This window comes from Kitasatospora sp. NPDC057595, assembly GCF_042800875.1.
GTDB lineage: Bacteria > Actinomycetota > Actinomycetes > Streptomycetales > Streptomycetaceae > Kitasatospora.
This window is the reverse complement of the sequence record NZ_JBHVGL010000004.1, coordinates 162,551-185,296: the sequence shown is the minus strand read 5'-3', so window position 1 is coordinate 185,296 and position 22,746 is coordinate 162,551. Positions and strand designations below refer to the sequence as shown.

The window sequence follows — 22,746 nt, the reverse complement described above, 5'->3', positions numbered from 1 at the left end:
CCCGCGCATGACCGACCGACGGCTGTCCGCCGCCCCCGCCACCCCGGTGGCGGCGGGCAGCCCCGCCCTGCTGCTGATCGCCCACGGCAGCCGCGACCCCCGGCACGCCGCGGCCGTCGCCGCGCTGGTCGCCCAGGTGCGGGCGCTGCGGCCCGGCCTGGACGTCGCCACCGCCTACCTCGACCACTGCGCGCCGCGGATCCCGCAGGTGCTGGACCGGCTCGGGCCGGCGGCGGTGGCCGTCCCGCTGCTGCTCAACCGGGCCTTCCACGCCAAGCACGACATCCCCGCCGCCCTGCGCGCGGCCGGCGCCGACCTGCCGGTGGCCGATGTGCTCGGCCCGTCGCCGCTGCTGCTGTGCGCGCTCGACCGCCGACTCACCGAGGCCGCCCCCGCGCTCGCCTCCCCCGCCGTGCGCGCCCGCACCGGCGTCGTGCTCGCCGCCGCCGGCTCCTCCGACCCGGCCGCCGACGCCGCCACCCGGGCGGTCGCCGCCGAGTGGCGCCGCACCCGCGGCTGGGCCGCCGTCGAGGTCGCCTACGCCTCCGCGGGCGGCCCGCGCGTGCCCGACGCGGTCGCGACCCTGCGCCGCACCCCCGCCGTCGACCGGGTCGCCGTCTCCCCCTACCTCCTCGCCCCCGGCCTGCTCCCCGACCGCATCGCCGAAGCCGCCGCCGGGGCCGGGGCCGGGGCCGACCACCTGGCCGCCCCCCTCGCCCCCACCCCCGACCTCGCCCGCCTCCTCCTCACCCGCTACGACGAGGCGCGCACAGCGGCAGAGACCACCCCGGCCCTCACCGCCTGAGCTTCTCGGAGCTCGGCTCCGTGGTCAGCCGTGGTCCAGAATGCTGTGCTCGGTGAGATCGGACGCGTGGCGGGCCACCGTCCGGTAGTCGGCGTCGTCGTGCAGCACGGTGAGTCCATGGTGCGCCGCCGTCGCCGCGATCAGGAGATCGACCGCAGAGGCACTGCGGTGCTGGCCCGCGAGAGCCATCCGACGCTGCACCGTGTCGATCCAGCGTCCGGCGCTCTTGGGGACCGTGACGTCCGGATAGAGGTCGGCGAACATCTCGGCGATCTCGTCGTACTCCCGGGCGTCCCGCGCGCTGTAGAGGAACTCCGCGCGCTGGGGATAACACGACGCGATCGACTCGGCGTCGATCGCGTCGTACCAGGTGGTCTGAAGTTTCGGGTCACGCAGCAGGCGCACCAGGGCCGAAGTGTCGAGCAGGTAGATCACCGGGCGTCCTTCTCCACCCGGTGCAGCCGCTCGGCGTCCTCCACCGCTCCCCACTGCCGGGCCCGTTCGAAGTGCCGGCCGATCCTCGCCGCGCGTTCCCGCTGCTCGGCGTAGTAGCGGAGGGCGAGGTTGACGGCTTCCTTCTTGGTCCGCACTCCCGCCAGTGCCATGGCGCGCTCCAGCGCCTCTTCGTCGATGTCGATCTGTGTCACGGACATCCCGCACCTCCGAGGAGTGATGTTGGTGATGGACAAGCCATTGTATTCCACCAACATTGCTCGGTCGACGCCGTCGCGCCGGGGGCCGGCGTGACGGGGTCAGGGGGTGGGGGTGCCGAGGTGGACGGTGAGGAGGCCGGCGGTGATGAGGGCGAGGCCGGCGAGGGTGGTGGGGGATGGGACCTCGTGGCGGACGGCGAGGGCGGTCAGGACGGTGCCGATGGTGCCGATGCCGGTGAAGACCGCGTAGGAGGTGCCCACCGGGAGGTCCTGGAGGGCGCGGGAGAGCAGGTAGACGGCGCCCAGCATGAGGACGAAGCACAGGGCGGTCTGCGGGAGGCGGGTGAACCCCTCGGTCGGCTTGATGGACTGCGCCCAGGCGACCTCCACCACCCCGGCCAGCAGCAGCCAGATCCACGGCACGGCGCTCAGCCCTCCCTCGGGACGCGGTGGCCGACCAGCTTCGCGCCCAGCTCCCCGGCCCGGTACAACGCGTCGGCGAAGGACTCCTCGTGCTGGAGGAGCCGCCCGGCCAGCGCGGGGTCCACCAGCGAGTTGACGAGTTCGGCGGCGATCACCTCGGTGTCCTCGACCGCGTAGTGGCCGCGGAAGAAGTCGCTCAGGTAGCGGCCGTTGTGGTCGTAGGGCGCGCGCGGGGTGCCCGGTCCGTAGGCGCCGCCGTGGGCGGCGACGACCACGAACCTGCGCGGCGCGAGCACCATCTTCGGGAAGGTCACCTGGTCGATCCAGGCCTTCAGCGCGGCCGGGACGCCGAAGTTGTACATCGGCGCGCCGATCAGCACGGCGTCCGCCGCGACGAGCTCGTCGAGCAGCGGCCGGACGACCGCCCAGGCCTCGTGCTCCTGCTCGGTGCGGACGGCCTCGGGGTAGCGGGCGATGTCGGTGATGCCCTCGCGCAGCAGGGTGTCGCAGATCCGGGTCCAGGCCTCGCGGATCGGCGGGACGGGGTCGGCGGCGAGGTCGCGGTGGGTGACCTCGCCCCCGCCGCCCTCCCAGGCCTCGGCGAAGGCCTCGCCGAGGCGGCGGGTGAAGGAGTCGGTGCGCGCGCTGCTGTCGAGGTGCAGGAGGTGGGACACGGTGAACCCCCGGGGCGGGTCTGGGCAGGACGGAGCCGCGATAGAAGTGGACACGTCGTCCACTTATCGGCTCCCCAAACCGTAGAGGCAAGTGGACGGTGTGTCCACTTGCCTCCTAGGCTGGAACCCATGACGACGAACCTCCCACTGGCCGACGGGCCGCCGCCCCGCGAACGGGCCGACGCCGCCCGGAACCGTGCCAAGGTGCTCGCCGCCGCCGAACGGCTCTTCGCCGCGGGCGACCCAGCCGCCGTCACCATGGACGACATCGCCCGCGCGGCCGGCATCGGCCGCGGCACGCTCTACCGCCGCTACCCGGACCGCGCCTCGATCGCCCGCGCCCTGCTCGACGAGCACGAACGCGCCCTCCAGGAACGGCTGCTGCGCGGGGAGCCGCCGCTCGGCCCGGGTGACGCCGGCGCGGCGCCGGCCCCCGCCGAACGGCTCGCGGCGTTCTACGCGGCGATGGTCGAGCTACTGGAGACCCATGTGCACCTGGTGCTCGGCGCCGAGACCGGCGCGGCCCGCTACCGGACCGGCGCCTACGCCTTCTGGCGGCTGCACGTCGCCCACCTGGCGCGCGCGGCCGGCCGGCCGGACCCGGAGGTCCTGGCCGACCAGCTGCTCGCCCCGCTCGCCCCCGAGCTCTTCCGCCACCAGCGCGAGGGCGGCGTCACCCCGGCGCGGATCGCCGCCGGCCTGGCCGCGCTGGCCGACGGCGCACTGGGCTGACCCGGCGTCAGATCGGAAGTTGCCAGACCTGGTTGGCGGCGCCGTTGCAGTCCCAGATGCCCAGCTGGTTGCCGTTGGTGGTGGAGTACCCGAGGTCGTCCAGGCAACGGCCGGACTGCGGGTTGAGGATCGAGCCGTCCGGGCGGGGCTGCCACTGCTGGGCGCCGGAGCCGTTGCAGTCGTAGAGCCGCACCCGGGTGGCGTTGCCCGTGTCGCCGTTGGTGACGTCCAGGCACTTGCCGTAGGTCCGGATGGTGCCGTCGACCGCGACCTTCCACTGCTGGCCGACCAGCCCGGGGGTGCAGTCCCAGATCGCCACGGGGGAACCGGTGGCCGCGGTCCGGGTGTCGACGCACTTGCCGACGTAGCCGACGATCGGGCCGACCGGGCCGGCCGGGGGCACCGGGCCCCAGGAGATGTTGGCGGAGGACGGCATCCCGCCGTAGACGCAGGTCGCGGTGTTGGTGCCGTCACCGGCGCGGTAGGGACCGGAGGCGGGCCGGTAGGCCGGGAAGCCGCTCGAATCGATGGTCACGCAGACGCCGTTGATGGTCCAGGTCTGGTTCGGGTCCAGGCCCGAGCAGGTGGCGATGAAGCCGTTGGCGGTCCGGCTGATGGGGCAGGACACGGCCAGGGCGGCCGGAGCGGCGGCCTGGGAGGTCGCGGCCTGGGAGGTGGCGGTCGGCGCGGCGCTCGGCGCGGCGCCGGCGGACGGGGCCACGAACGCGGCGGTTCCGGCGAGCACGGCGGTGGAGAACAGCAGGGCGGTACGGCGCATGCGATGGCTCCTCGGGGTGGGGGTCGGTCCGGTCGGCGGCCCAGTGGCGGCGGCGGTCACGACCGCCGCCGCCACCGACCCGGTCACGCGGGGACGTGCCAGACCTGGTTCTCGGCCCCGTTGCAGTCCCAGATGCCCAGCTGGTTGCCGTTGGCGGTGGAGAAGCCGAGGTCGTCCAGGCAGCGGCCGGACTGCGGGTTGTAGATCGAGCCGTCGGCCCGGACCTGCCACTGCTGCGCCCCGCTGCCGTTGCAGGTGTAGAGCTGCACCTTGGTGCCGTTGGCGGTCCCGCCGCCGGAGACGTCCATGCACTTGAGGAAGTCGCGGATGGTGCCGTCCACCCCGATCTTCCACTGCTGGGCGTTGGTGCCGTTGCAGTCGTAGATCTGGACGGGGGTGCCGTCGTTGCTGCTGGCGCCCTTCACGTCGACGCACTTGCCGGCGTAGCCGGTGATCTGGCCGACCGGGCCCGCGGGCTGCGGGGGGAGCTTGGCGCCGAAGACGATGTACGGGAAGGACACGGTCTCGTTGACGCCGCAGGGCGCGACCGCGCTGCCGTCGCCGACCACCACACCGCTGAAGGTGCCGCGGCTGAACTGCACGGTGTGCTGGGCGTTCCACCACTGACAGGTGGCGGAGACGTACCAGGTCTGGAGCGGGTCGATGCCGGAACAGGTGCCGTAGGCGCTCCAGCCGGCGACGGAGGCGCCACAGCCCCCGGAGAGGGCCTGGGCGCCGGTGGCCGGCGCGGCGAGCGAGGCGGCCGCGCCGAGCAGCGCGGCGGAGGAGAGGAGGGCGGCGGTACGACGCATCGGGAAGGTCCTTCCGTGGACGGTGAACCGGACGGCCCGCCCGGGGGAACCGTGATGACGGTGCGACGGTTGTGCGGGCCGCGTGAAAGCGTCGGGGGATGTCTGGCCACGGTCAACAGCGCGGGGGAACGATCACGCCAGTCGTCCGTCCACGGACGGGGTGTGGCCCGAACGGACGGTCGGACGCGGCAGCAGGCCGGGGCCGCGGCGGATCCGGCCGGAAAGCACCCGGCCCGGTTCACCCCGCAACGGGGTGAACCGGGCCGTCGGACGCCGGGTGGCGCCGTGGTCGTACCGTTCGCTCAGCAGGCCGGTCGCTCGGTCGACCGATCACTGGGGCCGTTCGCTCAGTCGCCCTGGCGGCGCTGACGGCCGGTGCCGTAGTTGGAGCCGGACTTGGAGCCGCTGCCGGGCTTCGCGCGGCCCGAGGAGCGGCCGATGAAGCCGGCCGCCTGGCGCGGCGCGCCGCCGCCCTGGCCGCCGCCCGCACCGCCCACGCGCTGCTTGGGCCGGGGGCGGCGCGGGTTGCCGTTCATGTCGACGTCGGTCGGCAGCCCCGAGCGCTTGCCGGAACGCCGGCGCGGGCCGGAGGAGGTCTTCGGCGCGGCCTTCCCGGCCTCCGCGTCGACGGGCACCGCCGGGGCGGGCACCGCCACGCTGACCGGCACGCCGCTGGGGGTGCGGGCGCCGGTGATCCGGGTGAGTTCGGCGTCGCCGGGGCGGATCTTGGTGGTGGTCGGGCGGATCCCGGCCACGGTCATCAGCCGGCCCACCTCGCGGCGCTGGTCGGGCAGCACCAGGGTGACGACGGTGCCGGACTCGCCGGCCCGGGCGGTGCGGCCGCCGCGGTGCAGGTAGTCCTTGTGGTCGATCGGCGGGTCGACGTTGACGACCAGGTCGAGGCCGTCGATGTGGATGCCGCGGGCGGCGACATTGGTGGCGATCAGCGCGGTGACGTGGCCGTCCCGGAACTGGTCGAGCACCCGGTTGCGCTGCGGCTGGGACTTGCCGCCGTGCAGGGCGGCGGCCTTCACGCCGTTCGCGAGCAGCTGCTTGGCCAGCCGGTCGGCGCCGTGCTTGGTGTGCACGAACATGATCACGCGCCCGTCGCGGGAGGCGATGTGGGCGGTGGTGGACGCCTTGTCGGCCGGGTCCAGCTGGAGCACGTGGTGGTCCATGGTGGTGACCGCGCCGGCCGAGGGGTCGACCGAGTGGGTCACCGGGTCGGTCAGGAAGCGCTTGACCAGCCGGTCGACGTTGCGGTCCAGGGTCGCGGAGAACAGCATCCGCTGCCCGCCCTCGGCGACCTGCTCCAGCAGCTTGGTGACCTGTGGCAGGAAGCCCATGTCGGCCATCTGGTCGGCCTCGTCGAGCACGGTGATCGCGACGTCGGAGAGCCGGACGTCACCGCGGCCGATCAGGTCGTCCAGCCGGCCGGGGGTGGCGACCAGGACCTCGGCGCCGCGGCGCACCGCGTTGGCCTGCCGGGTGATCGACATGCCGCCGACGACGGTGGCGATCCGCAGGTTGACGGCGGTGGCGTACGGGGTGAGCGCCTCGGTGACCTGCTGGGCCAGCTCGCGGGTGGGCGTCAGCACCAGCGCCAGCGGGTGGCGGGCGTCGGCGCGCCTGCCGGCGGTGCGGGCGAGCAGCGGCAGGCCGAAGGCGAGGGTCTTGCCGGAGCCGGTGCGGCCGCGGCCGAGCACATCGCGGCCGGCGATCGAGTCGGGCAGCGTGGCGGCCTGGATCGGGAACGGCTCGGTGACGCCCTCGCGGGTCAGCGCGGACAGGATCGCCTTGGGCAGCTCCAGCTCGGCGAAGCTCGCCGCCGGCGGGCGGGCCGGGGTGCCCTCGACGACGGCGAAGTCGGCGGGCTCGGCGACGCGCGGCGCGTTGCGACGCGGCGGGCGGGAGGACGCGCCGGAGCGCGGCGCGCCACCGGAGCGCGCGGCGGAGCCGGAGCGCTGGCCCGCGCCGGTGCGCGGGGCACCGGAGCGACTGCGGGGCTTGCGGGCGCCGTCACGGGGCGGCTGGGCAGGGGTGGTCACGGGGTTTCTCCGTCCGTAGCACACAGCCCCGGTCAGGGGCTGGTCGGCCGTCGGAAAGGAGTTCGCCGCCCCGGCCGTTCGGCGGCATGGGCGAGGGCCCGCACCGTGCGGTGCGGGCCCTCGCTACGCGAGATCGCGAGTCAGCTCGGAAGCCGGACTCAGATGACGCGGATGTTCTCGGCCTGCGGGCCCTTCTGGCCCTGGGTGACGTCGAACTCGACCTTCTGGCCCTCGACGAGCTCACGGAAGCCCTGCGCGACGATGTTCGAGTAGTGCGCGAACACGTCCGGGCCGCCGGTCTCCTGCTCGATGAAGCCGAAGCCCTTCTCGCTGTTGAACCACTTCACGGTGCCGGTAGCCATAACCGTCTCCTCTAACTGGGGCATCGGAGCCCACACCTCGTGGACCCCAAGTAGCCGCGATCCCCATCCGGAGACTGAAACACCGGACAAAACAAATGCGCCTGTTGGTTGGGACCAGCAGGCGCACACAAGCGTTCATGGGAACCAAAACTGCAACTGAGTCGACTGTAGCACGGTCGCACCCCGATTGACCGGGGATTTTCTGCCCGACAGATCACGTTTGCAGGCCCCGCGGAACGGGCAAACGGCGCCCGCCGAAGCGGGCGCCGTTCCCCGGCGGCACCTACTGCCGCCCTGCTGTCACCTGGACGGTCGAGCGGCCTCAGTGCCGTCCGGCCGACTCCGGCAGGCCGTGCGCGCCGTACGGGCTCGCCGGCGTGGCGGTCGGGCCGCCGTGACCGCCGTGGCCGCCGACGGCGTCACCGCCGTGGCCGGGCCACCAGGCGGCCTTGCCGACCAGCGCGGTGAGCGCCGGGGTGAAGAACATCGCCATCACGAAGGCCGCCAGGAAGATGCCGAAGGCCATGCCGAAGCCGAACTCCAGCATGAAGATGTTGCCCGCGAGCATGAAGGTCGCGAACGACACCGCCAGGATGAAGCCGGCCGCCGCGACGGTCGGACCGCCGTGCCGCACCGCCTCGCGGGCCGCCTCGCGCGGGTTGCGGCCCTCCCGGGCCTCCTCGCGCAGACGGGCGATGATCAGGATGTTGTAGTCGGTGCCGATCGCCACCACGAAGAGGTAGATGAGGATCGGCAGCATGAACATCATGCCGTGCTCGCCCTTGATGTTCTGGAACAGCAGGGTCGAGGAGCCCAGGGTGGCGGTGAAGCCGAGGCCGACCGAGGCCATCAGGTACCAGGGGGCGACCACGCTGCGCAGCTGGAGGGCCAGGATCAGCAGGATCAGCAGACCCGCGATCGGGAACACCAGCTTGTAGTCGTGGCTCATCGCCAGGTTGATGTCCTTGTAGATCGCGGTGATGCCGCCGACCTTGGCCTCGGTGCCGGACGGCGCCTGGGCGTGGGCGACCTCGCGCAGCTTGGTGACGGTGTCGATCGCCTCGTTGCCGGACGGCTCGTTCTTGAGCAGCACGGTGAAGTCGGCGGTCGCGCCGTCCTTGCTGACCTCCGGCTTCGCCTGGGCCTCGGCGACGCCGGGAACGGCGCCGAGCTTGGCGGCGTACCCGTCGAACGCGGCCTGGTCGAGCTTGCCGCCGCCGGTGTTGGTCAGGTAGACGTGCGTCGGGTCGGCGGCGCCGGCCGAGAAGGCCGTGACCAGCTTGTCCTGGACGACCATCGACTCCTTGGTCTTGGGCATCGAGCTGCCCGCGAGGTCGAAGGTGCCGTTGTAGTTGAGCGCGCCGGCGGTCAGGGCCAGCAGCACGCCGCCGGAGGCGAGGGCCACGACGGCCGGACGCTTCTCGACGACGCGGCCGAGCGCGGCGAACCGGGCGTCGCTCGGCTCCCGCATCCACTTCTTGCCGGGCCAGAACACCCCGCGGGCCGGGATGACCGTGAGCACGGCCGGAGCCAGGGTGAGCGAGGCGAAGGCGGTGACGACGACCGCGATGGCCAGCGCCGGGCCGAGCGCCTTGAACATGCCGAGGCTGGAGAGGATCAGCACCGCGAAGGCGACGGTGACCGCGCCGGCCGCGGAGGCGATGGCCTCGCCGACCCGGGCGACGGCGTTGACCACGGCCTCCTGTCGGGTGTCGCCCGCCCGCAGCCGCTCCCGGTAGCGGAAGGCGAGGAACAGGAAGTAGTCGGTTCCGACGCCGAGCACCACCACGATCAGGATCGCCGAGAGCACCGGGGTGGACTTCAGGTCGAAGGCCTTGGTGGCGTAGGCGATCAGGCCGTTCGCCGTAGGCATGGCGATCATCAGCGAGAGCAGCACCGGCAGGAGGCCGGCCAGCACGCTGCGGAAGATGAGGCCGACGATGATCGCGACCAGCACGACACTGCTGATGCCGATGACGGCGTCGGCCGCGCCGGAGGACTCCTGCTGGTCCAGCTGCTGGGCGGCCTGGCCACCGAGCTGGAACTTCAGGCTGGTGCCCTGGGCGAGCGCCTTGCCCTCGTCACGGACCTTCTTGGCGACCTCGCCGAACTTCTCCGAGTTCTGGGTGGCCTTGTCGATCGCGACCGGCGCCAGCGCGTACTTGCCGTCCTTGGACGTCGTCTGCTCGCTGACCGGGATGATCTGCTCGACGTGCTCGATCTTCTTGTCGGTGAGGCCCTGGACGACCTTCGCCGCGGCGGCCTTGTCCTCGGCCGTCAGCTGGCCGCCGTCGTTGCGCTCGAACAGGGCGAGCGCGGAGGGCGTGAAGCTCGCCGGGAACGCCTGTTCCTGCAACTGCGCGGCCTGGATGGACTCGTAGTGCTTCGGGAGGAACGCCGCCTCGTCGGTCTGGGCGGTGATCTTCGGCGCGCTGAACGCGATGGCGATCATCGCGACGATCCACCCGGCGATCACCCACCAGGCGCGACGGACGACAAATTGTCCTAGTCGGTGGAACATGCTCGTGATGCCTCCTGGGCATGGTTCACCGCAGCCCTTGGGGGACGGGACGCCGGGCGACGGATCGGGATCGGCCCCGGCCGGTGCGGGGGCACGGGCCTAGCCGGTCGGCAGGTAAGTACTCAGAGGAGGCCATCCTACGGCTACTTGCTTGCCGACCGGCAAGCAGTTTTCCCCACGACCCCGTTGCCGCAGGCCGACCCCCTCGGGGACGCGAAAAGCGGCCCTGACCCATCTTCGCCCCCGTACGACGCCCCGGACCTCGTGCTCCGGGTGGATTTGACTCCCCCTCAGGGTGGAGTCGGCGCCCCTATCCCTGGGAGGAGATATCAGGGTTGCCGGGTAGGGAAAACCCCACCCCGCCCCCGAGGAGAACCACAGGGCGGACTCCCCCGCCAGCCGGATACCCCATCACCTGCGGCTTCCCTACTGTCTGTTGCGACGCCGGGCCGCACCCCGGCGGCGACAGCCCGGCGGACGAACACCGCCGCAGACCCGGCCACGCCCGTCACCGATCCCGGCGCCGGCCGCATTCCCAGGGGGAACCCGTGAAGACCAAGCTCGGCATGGCCGCCGCCATGGGCGCGTGGAGCGCCCGGCACCGAAAGACCGCCGTCTTCGGCTGGTTGCTCTTCGTCGTCCTCGCCGCCTTCCTCGGCGGCCTGCACGGCAGCACCAAGGTCACCGACGCCGAATCCATGCCCGGCCAGGTCTCCCGGGCCGCCGAGATCCTCGACCAGGCCGGTCTCAAGCCGCCGTCCACCGAGACCGTGCTGGTCCAGAGCACCGGCCTGACCACCGACGCCCCCGCCTTCCGCACCGCCGTCGAGCAGGTCGTCGCCGCGGTCAACGGCACCGGCAAGGCCACCGACGTCCGCTCCCCCTACGACACCAAGGCGGTCTCCGCCGACGGCCACTCGGCCCTCGTCCAGCTCACCGTGAACGGCGAGCGCGAGGAGGCGGTGAAGAACGTCACCGCCGTGGTCGACGCCGTCGCCGCCGTCCAGAAGCAGCACCCCGACCTCACCGTGGTCGAACTCGGTGACGCCAGCTCCGGCAAGTGGATGGAGGAGCAGTTCTCCGACGACTTCGCCCGCGCCGAGTGGACGGCCGTCCCGCTCGCCCTCGGCATCCTGCTGGTCGCCTTCGGCGCGCTGGTCGCCGCCGTGCTGCCGGTCGTGCTCGCGCTCACCGCCTTCGTCGCGGCCGGCGGACTCGTCGCGCTGAGCAGCGGACTGCTGCACACCAGCAACAACGCCAGCTCGGTGATGCTGCTGGTGGGCCTCGCCGTCGGCGTCGACTACTGCCTCTTCTACCTGCGCCGCGAGCGCGAGGAGCGGGCCGCCGGGCGCGACCTGGAGACCTCCCTGCGGATCGCCGCCGCCACCAGCGGCCGGGCCGTGCTGGTCTCCGGCGTCACCGTGGTGATCGCCATGGCCGGCATGTTCCTCACCGGCATCGCCGAGTTCCAGGCCATGGCCTACGCCACCATCGTGGTCGTCGTCACCGCCGTGCTCGGCTCGCTCACCGTGCTGCCCGCCCTGCTCTCGATGCTCGGCGACCGGGTCGGCAAGGGCCGGGTCCCGTTCCTCGGCAGGCTCCGGCACCCGGACGCCGCGACCACCGGCGGCCGGTTCTGGAACGCCGTGCTCACCCCGGTGCTGCACCGCCCGCTGGCCGCCACCGTGCTCGCCGGGGCCGTGCTGATCGGGCTGTCCGCCCCGCTGCTCACCATGCACACCGCCAACCTCACCTTCCAGCAGCAGCTGCCCAGGGGCAACGAGCTGGTCGCCGTCTCGCAGAAGATCGAGGCCGCCTTCCCCGGCAGCCCGGCGCCCGCCTCCGTGGTGATCAAGGCGACCGACATCGGCTCCCCCGCGATGACCGCCGCGATCGCCGACCTCAAGGCCCGTGCGCTGGCCGGCGGGCAGATGCACGGACCGGTCGACGTCACCGTCCACCGGCAGCAGAACGTCGCCACCGTCGACATCCCGCTCAACGGCACCGGCAACGACGAGGTCAGCAACGCCGCGCTGAAGACCCTGCGCGAGCAGCTCGTGCCCGCCACCGTGCTCAAGGTTCCCGGCACCGAGGCGCCGGTCACCGGCCGCACCGCCGGCTCGTACGACTTCAACGCCAAGATGACCGGCTCGATGCCGCTGGTCTTCGGCTTCGTGGTGGCCTTCGCCTTCCTGCTCATGCTCACCTCGTTCCGCTCGCTGGCCGTCGCCGGCACCGCCGTGGTGCTCAACCTGCTGTCGGTCGGCGCCGCGTACGGGGTGCTGACGCTGGTCTTCCAGCACGGCGTGGGGGCCTCGCTGCTCGGGACCGAGGGCGTCGGCGCGGTGGAGTCCTGGGTGCCGCTGTTCCTGTTCGTGATCCTCTTCGGCCTCTCGATGGACTACCACGTCTTCGTGGTCTCCCGGATCAAGGAGGGCCGGGACCGGGGCCTGCCGACCCGGGCCGCGATCGCCCACGGCATCCGCTCCACGGCCGGTGTGGTCACCAGCGCCGCGGTGATCATGGTGGCGGTGTTCGCGGTCTTCGGCACCCTGTCCATGCAGGCCATGAAGCAGATGGGCGTCGGCCTCGCGGTCGCGGTGCTGATCGACGCGACGATCATCCGCGCCGTGCTGCTGCCCTCGGTGATGACCCTGCTCGGCGAGCGCAACTGGTACCTGCCGCGCTGGCTCGGCTGGCTGCCCTCCCTCTCGCACGGCGAGAGCGTCCCGCCGCTCGGCACCGGCGCCGCCGCCCAGGCCGCCCCGGTCCCGCAGACCGCGACGGAGCCGCAGGCCCACCAGGCCCGGCACCGCCGGATCGAGGTCTGACCTTCCCCAGCGGTCCTCGGACCCTCGGACCTCGGACGATGCCGGGCCCCGTGCGACACGGGGCCCGGCAGCCGTTTGCCAGAATGATCGCCCACCCACACCCGGCTGTCATGCAAGGAAACGGACACCCTCATGCTCCCCTTCGACGAGGGGCGGGCCCGAACGCTGCTCGCCCACGCCTGCAAGTCGGCCGGCCTGCCCGGCCCCGCCGACGCCCGGCTGCTCGCCCTCGGCGAGAACGCCGTCTTCGACCTCGGCGACCCGGCCGTGGTCGCCAAGGTCGGCCGCGGCCCGGAACTGCACGAGCGCGCCCGCCGCGAGCTCGCCGTCGCCGACTGGCTGGCCGGCCACGACGTCCCGGTGGTCCGCCCGTACGACGCGGTCCCCGTCGAACCGCAGCTCGCCCACGGGCACCCCGTCACGTTCTGGCACCGGCTGGCCCCCGCCGAGCGGCCCGCCCGCCCGGTCGACCTCGCCCCGCTGCTGCACGCGCTGCACCGGCTGCCCGCCCCGCCGTTCACGCTCGGGCGGCGCGATCTGCTGGCACCCGTCGGGCGCTGGCTCGCCTCCGCCGAGGGCCATGTCGACCCGGCCGACGTCGACTTCCTGCGCCGGCGCCGGGACGCCTTCGAGGCCGAGGCGGCCGCGCTCGTCCCGCACCTGCCGACCGGTGTGATCCACGGCGACGCGCTGCCGCGCAACGTCCACATCGGCCCGGACGGGCCGGTCCTGCTCGACCTGGAGTTCGTCGCCGACGACCTGCGCGAGCACGACCTGGTGGTGCTGGCGCTCAGCCACGACCGGTACGGCGTGCCGGGCGAGGAGTACCGGGCGTTCACCGAGGCGTACGGCTGGGACGTGCGCGAGTGGTCCGGCTTCACGGTGCTGCGCGGGGCGCGGGAGACGGCGAGCGCCTCCTGGGTCGCGCAGCAGGCGCCGGGCAATCCGGCGGCGCTGGCCGAGTTCCGGCGGCGGGTGGACTCGCTGCGGACGGGGGCCTCGGAGGTGCGCTGGTACCCGTTCTGACCGGTTCCGGCCCGGGTCGCGGTGGCCGGAACGCGCCGGTCGGCGGGGGTGTCGGGCCGTGGAACGGGAACCAACGGCGGTATGAAGTGCGTCTTGTCGGACAGTCATCCTGACCGAGGATCGGCACCGCCTCTGCCCCTCAGGAGCCGCCGCCATGTCGGAGCCCGCCGCCCCGCGGTCCCTCTCCCCCGCCGTCCGGCGCGGCCTGCGCCGGACGGCGAGGGGCATCGCGGCGGCGCTCGCCACGCTGGCCCTGGCCGCCTGCGGCACGGCGAACGGCGCGCTCCGGCCGGAGCCGAGCACCACCGCCCCGTCCTCCGCCGCGCCGGCCCCGGCCTCCCCGACGGCGGCCCCGTCCTCCGCCGCGCCGGCCCCGGCCTCCCCGGAGCCCGCCCCCACCCCGACGGCCGCCACCCCCACGCCCGCCCCGCCGCCCGCCGTCTCCCCCACCACCGGCGTCCCCACCGCGGTCGTCCACTCCACCGCCTCCGGCGGCCGGACGGTCGCGCTCACCTTCGACGACGGCCCCGGCCCCGCCACCGGTCAGGTGCTGGACCTGCTCGCCCAGTACGGGGCCAGGGCCACGTTCTGCGTGATCGGCAAGCAGGCCGCCGCCGACCCGGCCGCCGTGCAGCGGATCCTCGCCGCCGGCCACCGGCTCTGCGACCACACCGTGGACCACCCGCAGCCCTTCGCCGCGCTCCCCCACGACCGGGCCGAACACGAGATCGCCGACGCCCGGCAGATGATCGTCCGGGCCGGCGGGCCGGGCACCGCGGTGGGCTGGTTCCGCGCCCCGGGCGGCGCGTTCACCGCCGACAACCGGACGATCGCCGCCGACCACGGCCTGCGCCCGCTGGGCTGGTCGGTCGACCCGCGCGACTGGTCCCGCCCGGGTACGGCGGCCATCGTCGCCGCCGTCCAGGCACAGCTCAAGCCCGGCGGCGTCGTCCTGCTGCACGACGGCGGCGGGGACCGCACACAAACCGTCGCCGCGCTACGGCAGTTGCTGCCCTGGTTGACCGCCCAGGGCTACCGGTTCGACCTCCCCGCCGACTGATCCGGCCCGCCGGACCCCCTACACTCCGCCCCATGGCCACTGATCAGCCCACCGTCCCCGGACCGCGTCTGAGCAGCGGTCGGATCGTCGGACTCGTCGTCGTCTCGGCGTTCACCGCGACGGCCGGATGGCTCACCGCCACCGGTTTCGTGCGCGCGTTCGCGACCCACGCCTGCGGCCCCGAGCAGGGGTGCGGCGCCCTCGGCACCACCCTGTACCTCGCGGGCGGCATCCTGCTCTGGCTGCTGTGCCTGGTGGCCACCGCCACCACCGCGCACGGCGACGCCCCCACCACCGAGCCGTCGGCCACCTCCGACCGGGGCGTCCTGCTGGCCTGCCTCGCCCTCGGCCTGCTCGGCGCGGCCCTCGCCAACGGCTCCTTCCACCCCTGGCTGCTCGTCCCCGTCCTCCCGCTCGCCCTGCTCACCGCCGTGCTCGACCGGTGGGGCGCCCGCCGCTGGCGCGCGTTCCAGCGGGACAGCCGGATCCGGGCCGAGCGGGAGGACCGCCTGGAGCGTCACGGCGTCACCGTTCCCGGGCGGATCACCGACCTCGGCCACACCGGGAGCACCTACAACGACTGCCCGGAGCTGCGGATCACCGTCGCCTTCACCACCGTCGACGGCGAGCAGCACACGGCCACCGTCATCGAGGCCTTCCCCGCCTACGACGCCCCGCGCCGGGGCGACGCCGCCGAGGTCCGCTACGACCCCGCCGACCCGGGCAACGCCCGCGCCTCGCTGGTCACCGGCCCCGCCCCGGACGCCGGACCGGCCGGACCGGACGCCCCGCCGACCCCGGGCCTCGACCTGATCGCCGCCCTGGAACGCCTCGCCGCCCTGCACCGCGACGGCTCGCTCGACACCGCCGAGTTCGCCACCGCCAAGGCCCGGGTGCTGAGCGGCGGCTCCGCTTCCGTCCACCCGGCGTATCCCCCTCGGGACGCCGTCGTTCAGCGAACCGTCCGTCCCGGTACGGAGGGTCCGCACTAGCATCCGCGAATGACCACCACGCCCCGGGTCAGCGGCGCCCGGAAGTTCGTCGCCTTCGACCTCGGCCTGTTCGCCGCGCTCGGTGGTTTCGGCGCCGGCACGGGCTACCTCCGCTCGTTCACCGCCGACGCCTGCGAGCCCGGCCGGCCCTGCGACGACGGCCTCACGGCGCTGCTCATCACCGGCGGACTGCTGCTGTGGCTGATCGCCCTGTTCGGCGCCCTCGGGCTGGCCGAGAACCGCGCCGTGGAGAAGCCGCAGCGCCTCCCGCTGGGGACGACCTCCGCGGGCGTGCTGACGCTCGGGCTGCTCGGCGCCGCCCCCGCGAACGGCGTGGCGCACCCCTGGATGTTCGCCGCGGCCGCGCCGTTCGCGCTGCTCACCGTGGTCACGGGGGTCCGCGGCGAACGACGGATCCGCCGCGAGAACGCGGACCACCTGCGCGCCCGGCGGCTCGCCGAGCGCCTGCACCGCACCGGCGTGACCGTCCCCGGCCGGATCACCGGTGTCCAGCGGATCGACCGCGCGCAGGGCGGCCGGCTCACCGACCCGCACCGGCTGCGGCTCGACATCCGTTACCCCGGTCCGGACGGCCGGTCGTACACGCTCGTCCACACCGGGACGTTCCCGGTGTACGCCCTGCCGAACGTCGGCGGCGAGCTGGCCGTCCGCCACGACCCGCGCGACCCGTCCGCCGCCCTCGCCACCGCCCTGCCGGCCACCTCCCGCCCCCTCGGCGACCAGCTCGAAACCCTCGCCGCCCTGCACCGCGACGGCTCGCTCGACACCGCCGAGTTCACCGCCGCCAAGGCCCGGCTGCTGGGCACCGGGCTCAGCGCAGGGGCCAGCGGGGGTCTATGACGGCCTCCGGGTCCTTGCCGCGCCGCAGCCAGGTCTGGAGGTCCTCGGCCCAGGCGCGGAACCAGTCGATCTGGCGGGTGTGCAGCTCGGTCACCGGGACGTCCCCGACCCGGTCGGGGTAGCGCTCGGCGAGGGCGACGGCGACCCGGACGGCGGCCAGGGCGTCACTGCCCGCCTCGTGGGCGTCGGTCAGCTCGACCCCGTACACCTCGCAGACCCGCTGGAGGGTGCGGGAGCCCTTGCGGTACTTGTCCACGGCGCGGTCGATGACCAGCGCGTCGAGGACCGGCGCGACCGGCCCGCCGAGGCGGTCGGCGAGCGACGGCAGGCCGTGCCGGCGCAGCTCGGCGTCGAGCAGCGACAGGTCGAAGGGCGCATTGAAGGCGACCACCGGCCGCCCGGCGGCCAGCCGCTCGCACAGCGCCGCGGCTATCTCCTCCACCGCCTCCTTGGCCGGCCGTCCCTTGGCCCGGGCCAGGTCGTCGCCGATCCCGTGGATCGCCGCGGCCTCCACCGGAATCGGGACGCCCGGATCGATCAGCCATCCGGTGACACCCACCCGGCGGTCCCCGACGGTGTCCACGAGGGCGGCCGTGACGATGCGGTCCACGGCCGGGTCGGTGCCCGTGGTCTCCAGGTCGAAGCCGACCAGTGGCTGCTGCCACCAGCTCATAGGGGTGTGTCCTTCCGTCCTCCGGTGCGAAGCAGCCCCTATCATCACCCGCCCCTCCGACAATCCGGCCGGTGGGGGCTCGACGCCCGTGCACCGGCGCCCGTTCTCGGCGGCCCGGCCGGGACAATGTCCGGGTGGCCATCACGACGACCAGCACCCCCGAATGGAGCCTGCGCCCGGGCAGGTCCGCCGATGTCGAGCCGATCGCCGAGCTGCGGGCCGAGGTGATGCGGGCCGATCTGGTCCGGCTCGGCCGCTACGACGAGCACCGGGTGCGCCGGCGGCTGCGGGAGACGTTCTCCACCCGGTACACCCGGGTCGTCGAGGTCGACGGCGCCCTGGCGGGCTGCGTCACCGTCCGGCCGGACGGGCCGACGGCCGAACCGGGCGAGCCGGCCGAGCCGGGCGCGCGGCTGCTGGAGCACTTCTACCTCGCCGCGGCGCACCAGGGCCGGGGGCTGGGGACCGCCGTGCTGCGGCACGTGCTCGCGGAGGCCGATGCCGCGCGGGCCGCGGTCCGGCTGGTGGTGCTCCAGGGCAGCGCCGCCCGCCGGCTGTACGAGCGGCACGGCTTCACGGTGGAGGGGCAGGACCCGGTCGACGTGTTCATGGTCCGCCCGGCGGCGGGCCGGCCGGGCGGCCCCGGACGCTGAGGCCGCCCCCGAACGCCCCCCGAGCAGTGGTCAGGACACCGGCCGGGAGTCGGCCCAGACGCCCTCGAACTCCTCGCGGTAGACCTCCAGCAGCCCCGCGTCCGTGCCGCCCGGCTGCTGTCCGGCGCCGCCGCGCAGCACGAGGGCGGGCGACTCCATGCCGCGGGCCCGGCGCAGATAGGGCTGGACGACACCGAGGTCGCGGGTCTGGCGGCGGCCGCCGGGGGCCGGGGCCGCGGACGGCACGCCCTCGACCAGGTAGGCGGTGAAGCGCGGGGTCTCGTCGAACACCCGGATCTCGAAGCCGCCCTGGTCGCGCAGCGCGGCCCGGACCCGGCGCACGTGCAGGATGTTCATCTGGATCGAGCGGCCCAGTTCGCCGCGCCCGAGGCCCAGCTCGCGCTCACGGCGGCGGACGGCGCTGCTGGCGGGGTTGAGGAAGAGCAGCCGGACCCGGCAGCCGTCGGTGGCGAGCCGCACGAGCCGCTTGCCGGTGTAGTTCTGGCAGAGCATGCCGAGGCCGATGCCGAGCGCGTCCAGCCGCCGGGCGCCGTCGAGCAGGTCCTCGACCGGCAGGTCGCGCTGGAGCCGGACCCGGTCGGGGTGGACGGCGACGACGTCCGCGTACCGGCCGGCCACCAGCGACTCGACGACGTCCGCGGGGACGGCGCCGGCGCCGCCGTCGAACAGGGCGAGCAGCCGCGCGGCGGCCCGTTCGGTCTGGGCGAGGACGGTCGCGGTGAGCACCCGGTTGCGGGAGACGACGTGCCGGGCGACCTCCAGCTCGTCGAGGGCCAGCTCGATCTCCCGGCGGTCGGCCAGGTAGGGCTCGAAACACGGCCAGTGCTGGACCATCAGCTCGCGCAGCTGCGGCAGGGTGAGGAAGACCAGCGGGTCGTCGTCGGCCGGGTCGAGCAGGTAGCCCTTGCGCCGGCTGACCTCGCGCACGGCGCCGGCCCGGTGCGCCCACTCCTCGCCGGCCGGTCCGGCCGCGGCGGTGACCCAGTCCTCGCCGTGGGCGGGCGCGTAGATCGGGTGCAGCACCTCGTCGACGAGCGAGCGCAGCCGCTGCTCGACCAGGTTGAGCCAGACGTAGGCGCGGCCGGAGAGGCGCACCCGCTGGTAGGCGTCCTCCCATTCGGTGCCGGACCAGGCGAGCGCGGGGACCTCGACCGGTCCGCCCTGGGCCGGGACGAGCGAGCGTCCGCCGGTCAGGGCGGGCCGCATGACCACCGTCGGCGCCTCACTGCGGGCGCTGCCCCGGTCGGGGCCGCCGGGCCCACCGCCACGGCCGCCGGCGGGGAACACCATGCGCCACCTCACCTGGTTCCTGCTGGGAGCCGCCGGGGCCGCTCGGAGCTGTCTGCCTGCCGTCCGGCCGGTCGGCCGCACGGCGCGCCGTCGGCGCACGCACCGGCGGTTCGCCGTCGGTTCGCCTGATGGACCGCCATGAGCCCCGGACGGCCGGACGATCAAGGGTACTGCCCGCCGCGAACCCCCCGCAGCCGGTTGGGCCACGGCGTCGGCCCGCCCGGGCCGCCCGCCCCACCCGTCCCACCCGCCCCGTGCGGCACGCAGGCCCCACGGCGGAGCCGCGACGCCGGAGCAGCGCCACCGGGGCCCGTGGGGACACCCGTTCGGGCGAACACGACGCGAATGGCCCCGCCGTCGGGGAGAGCGTCGGGGAGTATGGCGGACTGTGCCGTCTGTGTGCCGTACGTCACGGCGCCCGGCCGGCACGCGCGCCCGGTTCCGCCCGGCCGGGCGGAAGTGTGCCCCGCGGTCCGCCGCCCCGACCACCGCAATGCCCGTCAGTTCTCCTTCTGGACCAGGAAGTCGAGGAACCATGCAGGTCTGGCCAGGGACCCCCTACCCCCTCGGTGCCACCTACGACGGGGCCGGCACCAACTTCGCGGTGTTCTCGGAGAGCGCCGACCGGATCGAGCTCTGCCTGCTCGGCGAGGACGGTTCGGAGACGGCCGTCGAACTGCGCGAGACCGACGCCTTCGTCCGACACGCCTACCTCCCCGGCGTGCAACCGGGCCAGCGCTACGGCTTCCGCGTCCACGGACCGTACAACCCGGGCCTCGGCCAGCGGCACAACAGCGCCAAACTGCTGCTGGACCCGTACGCCAAGGCGATGAGCGGTCACATCGACTGGGACGAGTCCGTCTACGGCTACCACTTCGGCGCCCCCGAGCGGCGCAACGACCTCGACTCCGCCCCGCACACCATGCACTCGGTGGTGATCAACCCGTACTTCGACTGGGGCACCGACCGCCCGCCGCGCACCGACTACCACCGCACCGTGCTCTACGAGGCCCATGTGAAGGGCCTGACCAAGCTGCACCCGGGGATCCCCGAGGAGATCCGCGGCACCTACGCGGGCGTCGCCCACCCCGCCGTCATCGAGCACCTCGCCAAGCTCGGGGTCACCGCGATCGAGCTGATGCCGGTGCACCAGTTCGTCCGCGACCACCGGCTGCGCGACCTCGGGCTGGCCAACTACTGGGGCTACAACACCGTCGGCTTCTTCGCCCCGCACTCCTCCTACTCCTCCACCGGCGACCGCGGCCAGCAGGTGCAGGAGTTCAAGTCGATGGTGAAGGCGCTGCACGCGGCCGGCATCGAGGTCATCCTCGACGTCGTCTACAACCACACCGCCGAGGGCAACCACCTCGGGCCCACGCTCTCGCTGCGCGGCCTGGACAACGTCTCCTACTACCGCCTCGCCCAGGACCAGCGGTTCTACGAGGACACCACCGGCACCGGCAACAGCCTGCTGATGCGCAGCCCGCACGTGCTCCAGCTGATCATGGACTCACTGCGCTACTGGGTCACCGAGATGCACGTGGACGGCTTCCGCTTCGACCTCGCCGCCACCCTCGCCCGGCAGTTCCACGAGGTGGACCGGCTCTCCTCGTTCTTCGACCTCGTCCAGCAGGACCCGGTGGTCTCCCAGGCCAAGCTGATCGCCGAGCCCTGGGACCTCGGCGAGGGCGGCTACCAGGTCGGCAACTTCCCCCCGCTGTGGACGGAGTGGAACGGCATGTACCGGGACACCGTGCGCGACCTGTGGCGCGGCGAGAACGCCACCCTCGCCGAGTTCGGCTCCCGGCTCACCGGCTCCTCCGACCTCTACCAGGACGACGGCCGCCGCCCGATCGCCTCGATCAACTTCGTCACCTGCCACGACGGCTTCACCCTGCGCGACCTGGTCTCCTACAACGAGAAGCACAACGAGGCCAACGGCGAGGGCAACCGGGACGGCGAGTCCTTCAACCGCTCCTGGAACTGCGGCGCCGAGGGCCCCACCGACGACCCGGCCGTCGAGGAGCTGCGGGCGCGTCAGCAGCGGAACTTCCTCGCCACCCTGATGCTCTCCCAGGGCGTGCCGATGGTGTCCCACGGCGACGAGTTCGGCCGCACCCAGCAGGGCAACAACAACACCTACTGCCAGGACAACGAGCTCACCTGGGTGCACTGGCCGGAGGGGGACGGGCCGCGGACCAGGCTGCTGGAATTCACCCAGCGGATGGTCTGGCTGCGCCGCGACCACCCGGTGTTCCGGCGTCGGCGCTTCTTCCACGGCCGTCCGGTCCCGGGGCGGCCCGCCGGGGAGGGCGGGGGCGGCGGCGAGTACGAGGACCTCACCGACATCGCCTGGTTCACCCCGGCCGGGGAGGAGATGACCAAGCGCAACTGGGGCGCCAGCCACGCCAAGTCGCTCACCGTGTTCCTGAACGGCTACGCCATCTCGGAGCCGGACCGGCGCGGCGGGCGGATCGTCGACGACTCCTTCCTGCTGATGTTCAACGCGCACTTCGAGCCGCTGGAGTTCACCGTGCCGGCCGGACACGGCCAGGAGTGGCAGGTGGTGGTGGACACCGCCCTGCCCCGGCTGCCCGCCCCCGGCGCCGGGGCCCGGGTCAAGGCCGGCGACACCCTGTGGCTCACCGACCGCGCGCTGATGGTGCTGCAGCGTCCCGCCTGAGCAACAACGGTGTCGCGGTTCACCGGCGGATCTTGCGCACCGGCCGTCGCCCGGGCCACGGTGGTCCCCGGAGGAACCGGGGACCGAGGGGGCGGCCGGCATGGCGGGCGATCATCTGACCACGACGGAGTTCCTGATCGGGACCCTGCTCTCCGTTCCCGGCCGGATCGCGGACGCGACGATCCGCCGCCCGCCCCCGTACCAGCGGGTGCTGGCACGCGCCCGCACCCCGGAGGCGGAGGCCGCCCTGGCCGCCGAGCGCGCCGCAGTCGAGGGCCTGATCGAGCGGCTCGGCGCGGTCGACGGGGTGGTCCACGTCGTCACCCAGGTGGACGACCGGCGGTTCCGGCCCGAGCTCGGGCTCGACCCCGGTCACCGCCTGGAGCTGGTCTGCCAGCTCGCCGTGACCGCCTACTTCGCCGCCGGGCCGGACGTCCCGGAACTGCTGTGCCGGATCGAGGCGGCCGGGGTCGCCGACTGGGGCAGCGGCCTGTACCAGGACCCCCGGCGGCCGCACCCGCGCGGTTCGGTCGCCGAGGCGCTGGCGTACTACCGGAGCGACGGCCGCCACCCGGACGGCTCGCCGCGCGACAGCCCCCGGCTGTACGCGGCGGGAACCACCCTGGTCTGGGACGACCCGGCCGGCCGGCCGATCACCGAGCCGACCGCGACGATGTTCAACAGCGCGATCACCCAGTACGCGGACGACCCGGACGCCGCCGCCCGGGTGGCGGACGCCAGGGCCGAGCACGGTCTGATCCTCAGGCTCGAACGCTCCGGGGCCGGCGGACCGCAGCGTCCGGGCTACTTCACGGTGCCGCGGAGCCGGCGGCGCCGGGGCCACTGAG

At 73.9% G+C, this 22,746-nt stretch carries 21 protein-coding genes; 10 read left to right on the top strand and 11 right to left on the bottom strand.

The window, feature by feature from the left end:
• Positions 1-7: 7 nt before the first annotated feature.
• Positions 8-805 (top strand): sirohydrochlorin chelatase, encoded by a 798-nt coding sequence (locus tag ACFU9E_RS09165; protein ID WP_380683664.1) that lies wholly within the window; start codon positions 8-10, stop codon positions 803-805.
• A 24-nt stretch (positions 806-829) separates the two neighbouring features.
• Here ACFU9E_RS09165 and ACFU9E_RS09160 read toward each other — a convergent pair whose 3' ends face one another.
• The 4 genes from ACFU9E_RS09160 to ACFU9E_RS09145 all read right to left on the bottom strand — a co-directional run bounded on the left by ACFU9E_RS09160 (position 830) and on the right by ACFU9E_RS09145 (position 2,555).
• A complete protein-coding gene (locus ACFU9E_RS09160; protein ID WP_380683663.1) occupies positions 830-1,240 on the bottom strand; it encodes a PIN domain-containing protein in 411 nt (136 codons plus the stop codon).
• On the bottom strand, positions 1,237-1,458 hold the full coding sequence (locus ACFU9E_RS09155) for a type II toxin-antitoxin system VapB family antitoxin (RefSeq protein WP_380683662.1): 222 nt from the start codon (positions 1,456-1,458) through the stop codon (positions 1,237-1,239). The genes ACFU9E_RS09160 and ACFU9E_RS09155 overlap by 4 nt, the downstream gene beginning before the upstream one ends.
• A 99-nt stretch (positions 1,459-1,557) precedes the next feature.
• The gene (locus ACFU9E_RS09150; protein WP_380683661.1) at positions 1,558-1,881 is read right to left on the bottom strand and encodes a DMT family transporter; all 324 of its coding nucleotides are present in this window, start codon (positions 1,879-1,881) and stop codon (positions 1,558-1,560) included.
• A gap of 5 nt (positions 1,882-1,886) precedes the next feature.
• Positions 1,887-2,555, bottom strand: a complete 669-nt coding sequence (locus ACFU9E_RS09145; RefSeq protein ID WP_380683659.1) for an FMN-dependent NADH-azoreductase — start codon at positions 2,553-2,555, stop codon at positions 1,887-1,889.
• A 129-nt stretch (positions 2,556-2,684) separates the two neighbouring features.
• Here ACFU9E_RS09145 and ACFU9E_RS09140 point away from each other — a divergent pair, with 129 nt between their 5' ends.
• Positions 2,685-3,287 (top strand): TetR/AcrR family transcriptional regulator, encoded by a 603-nt coding sequence (locus ACFU9E_RS09140; RefSeq protein WP_380683657.1) that lies wholly within the window; start codon positions 2,685-2,687, stop codon positions 3,285-3,287.
• Positions 3,288-3,294: 7 nt separating this feature from the next.
• Here the strand turns inward: ACFU9E_RS09140 and ACFU9E_RS09135 are convergent, their stop codons facing one another.
• The 5 genes from ACFU9E_RS09135 to ACFU9E_RS09115 all read right to left on the bottom strand — a co-directional run bounded on the left by ACFU9E_RS09135 (position 3,295) and on the right by ACFU9E_RS09115 (position 9,808).
• A complete protein-coding gene (locus ACFU9E_RS09135; RefSeq protein ID WP_380683656.1) occupies positions 3,295-4,065 on the bottom strand; it encodes a ricin-type beta-trefoil lectin domain protein in 771 nt (256 codons plus the stop codon).
• Positions 4,066-4,148: 83 nt separating this feature from the next.
• Complete coding sequence (locus tag ACFU9E_RS09130) at positions 4,149-4,877, bottom strand: ricin-type beta-trefoil lectin domain protein (protein WP_380714871.1); 729 nt, start codon at positions 4,875-4,877, stop codon at positions 4,149-4,151.
• Positions 4,878-5,224: 347 nt separating this feature from the next.
• Positions 5,225-6,925 carry a DEAD/DEAH box helicase gene (locus ACFU9E_RS09125; protein WP_380714869.1) on the bottom strand — a complete coding sequence of 567 codons (1,701 nt, stop codon included), beginning with the start codon at positions 6,923-6,925 and terminating at the stop codon, positions 5,225-5,227.
• A gap of 158 nt (positions 6,926-7,083) precedes the next feature.
• Positions 7,084-7,287: a cold-shock protein gene (locus ACFU9E_RS09120; protein WP_327676217.1), complete on the bottom strand. Its 204-nt coding sequence runs from the start codon at positions 7,285-7,287 to the stop codon at positions 7,084-7,086.
• A 322-nt stretch (positions 7,288-7,609) separates the two neighbouring features.
• Positions 7,610-9,808 (bottom strand): MMPL family transporter, encoded by a 2,199-nt coding sequence (locus ACFU9E_RS09115; protein WP_380682165.1) that lies wholly within the window; start codon positions 9,806-9,808, stop codon positions 7,610-7,612.
• Between the two features lie 566 nt (positions 9,809-10,374).
• Between ACFU9E_RS09115 and ACFU9E_RS09110 the strand changes: the two genes are divergently transcribed.
• From ACFU9E_RS09110 to ACFU9E_RS09090, 5 genes are all read left to right on the top strand, one after another.
• Complete coding sequence (locus ACFU9E_RS09110; RefSeq protein WP_380682184.1) at positions 10,375-12,639, top strand: MMPL family transporter; 2,265 nt, start codon at positions 10,375-10,377, stop codon at positions 12,637-12,639.
• A 132-nt stretch (positions 12,640-12,771) separates the two neighbouring features.
• Positions 12,772-13,665, top strand: a complete 894-nt coding sequence (locus tag ACFU9E_RS09105; protein ID WP_380682166.1) for a phosphotransferase enzyme family protein — start codon at positions 12,772-12,774, stop codon at positions 13,663-13,665.
• 154 nt (positions 13,666-13,819) lie between these two features.
• Positions 13,820-14,725 (top strand): polysaccharide deacetylase family protein, encoded by a 906-nt coding sequence (locus ACFU9E_RS09100; RefSeq protein WP_380682167.1) that lies wholly within the window; start codon positions 13,820-13,822, stop codon positions 14,723-14,725.
• A gap of 32 nt (positions 14,726-14,757) precedes the next feature.
• On the top strand, positions 14,758-15,717 hold the full coding sequence (locus tag ACFU9E_RS09095) for a DUF3592 domain-containing protein (RefSeq protein ID WP_380682168.1): 960 nt from the start codon (positions 14,758-14,760) through the stop codon (positions 15,715-15,717).
• Positions 15,718-15,726: 9 nt separating this feature from the next.
• Positions 15,727-16,578, top strand: a complete 852-nt coding sequence (locus tag ACFU9E_RS09090; protein WP_380682169.1) for an SHOCT domain-containing protein — start codon at positions 15,727-15,729, stop codon at positions 16,576-16,578.
• Here ACFU9E_RS09090 and ACFU9E_RS09085 read toward each other — a convergent pair.
• On the bottom strand, positions 16,550-17,251 hold the full coding sequence (locus ACFU9E_RS09085) for an exonuclease domain-containing protein (protein ID WP_380682170.1): 702 nt from the start codon (positions 17,249-17,251) through the stop codon (positions 16,550-16,552). The two genes, ACFU9E_RS09090 and ACFU9E_RS09085, sit on opposite strands and share 29 nt — an antisense overlap.
• Positions 17,252-17,385: 134 nt before the next feature.
• Here ACFU9E_RS09085 and ACFU9E_RS09080 point away from each other — a divergent pair, with 134 nt between their 5' ends.
• Positions 17,386-17,904, top strand: a complete 519-nt coding sequence (locus ACFU9E_RS09080) for a GNAT family N-acetyltransferase (RefSeq protein ID WP_380682171.1) — start codon at positions 17,386-17,388, stop codon at positions 17,902-17,904.
• 30 nt (positions 17,905-17,934) lie between these two features.
• Here ACFU9E_RS09080 and ACFU9E_RS09075 read toward each other — a convergent pair whose 3' ends face one another.
• Positions 17,935-19,215, bottom strand: coding sequence for an SAV2148 family HEPN domain-containing protein (locus tag ACFU9E_RS09075; RefSeq protein WP_380682172.1), 1,281 nt, complete (start codon positions 19,213-19,215; stop codon positions 17,935-17,937).
• A gap of 535 nt (positions 19,216-19,750) precedes the next feature.
• On the opposite strand from ACFU9E_RS09075, the gene glgX reads away from it, so the two are divergent.
• Both glgX and ACFU9E_RS09065 read left to right on the top strand, forming a co-directional pair.
• On the top strand, positions 19,751-21,898 hold the full coding sequence (gene glgX, locus ACFU9E_RS09070) for a glycogen debranching protein GlgX (protein WP_380682173.1): 2,148 nt from the start codon (positions 19,751-19,753) through the stop codon (positions 21,896-21,898).
• A 100-nt stretch (positions 21,899-21,998) separates the two neighbouring features.
• Entirely contained in the window at positions 21,999-22,745 is a 747-nt protein-coding gene (locus tag ACFU9E_RS09065) for a hypothetical protein (RefSeq protein WP_380682174.1), read from the top strand.
• Position 22,746 lies beyond the last annotated feature (1 nt).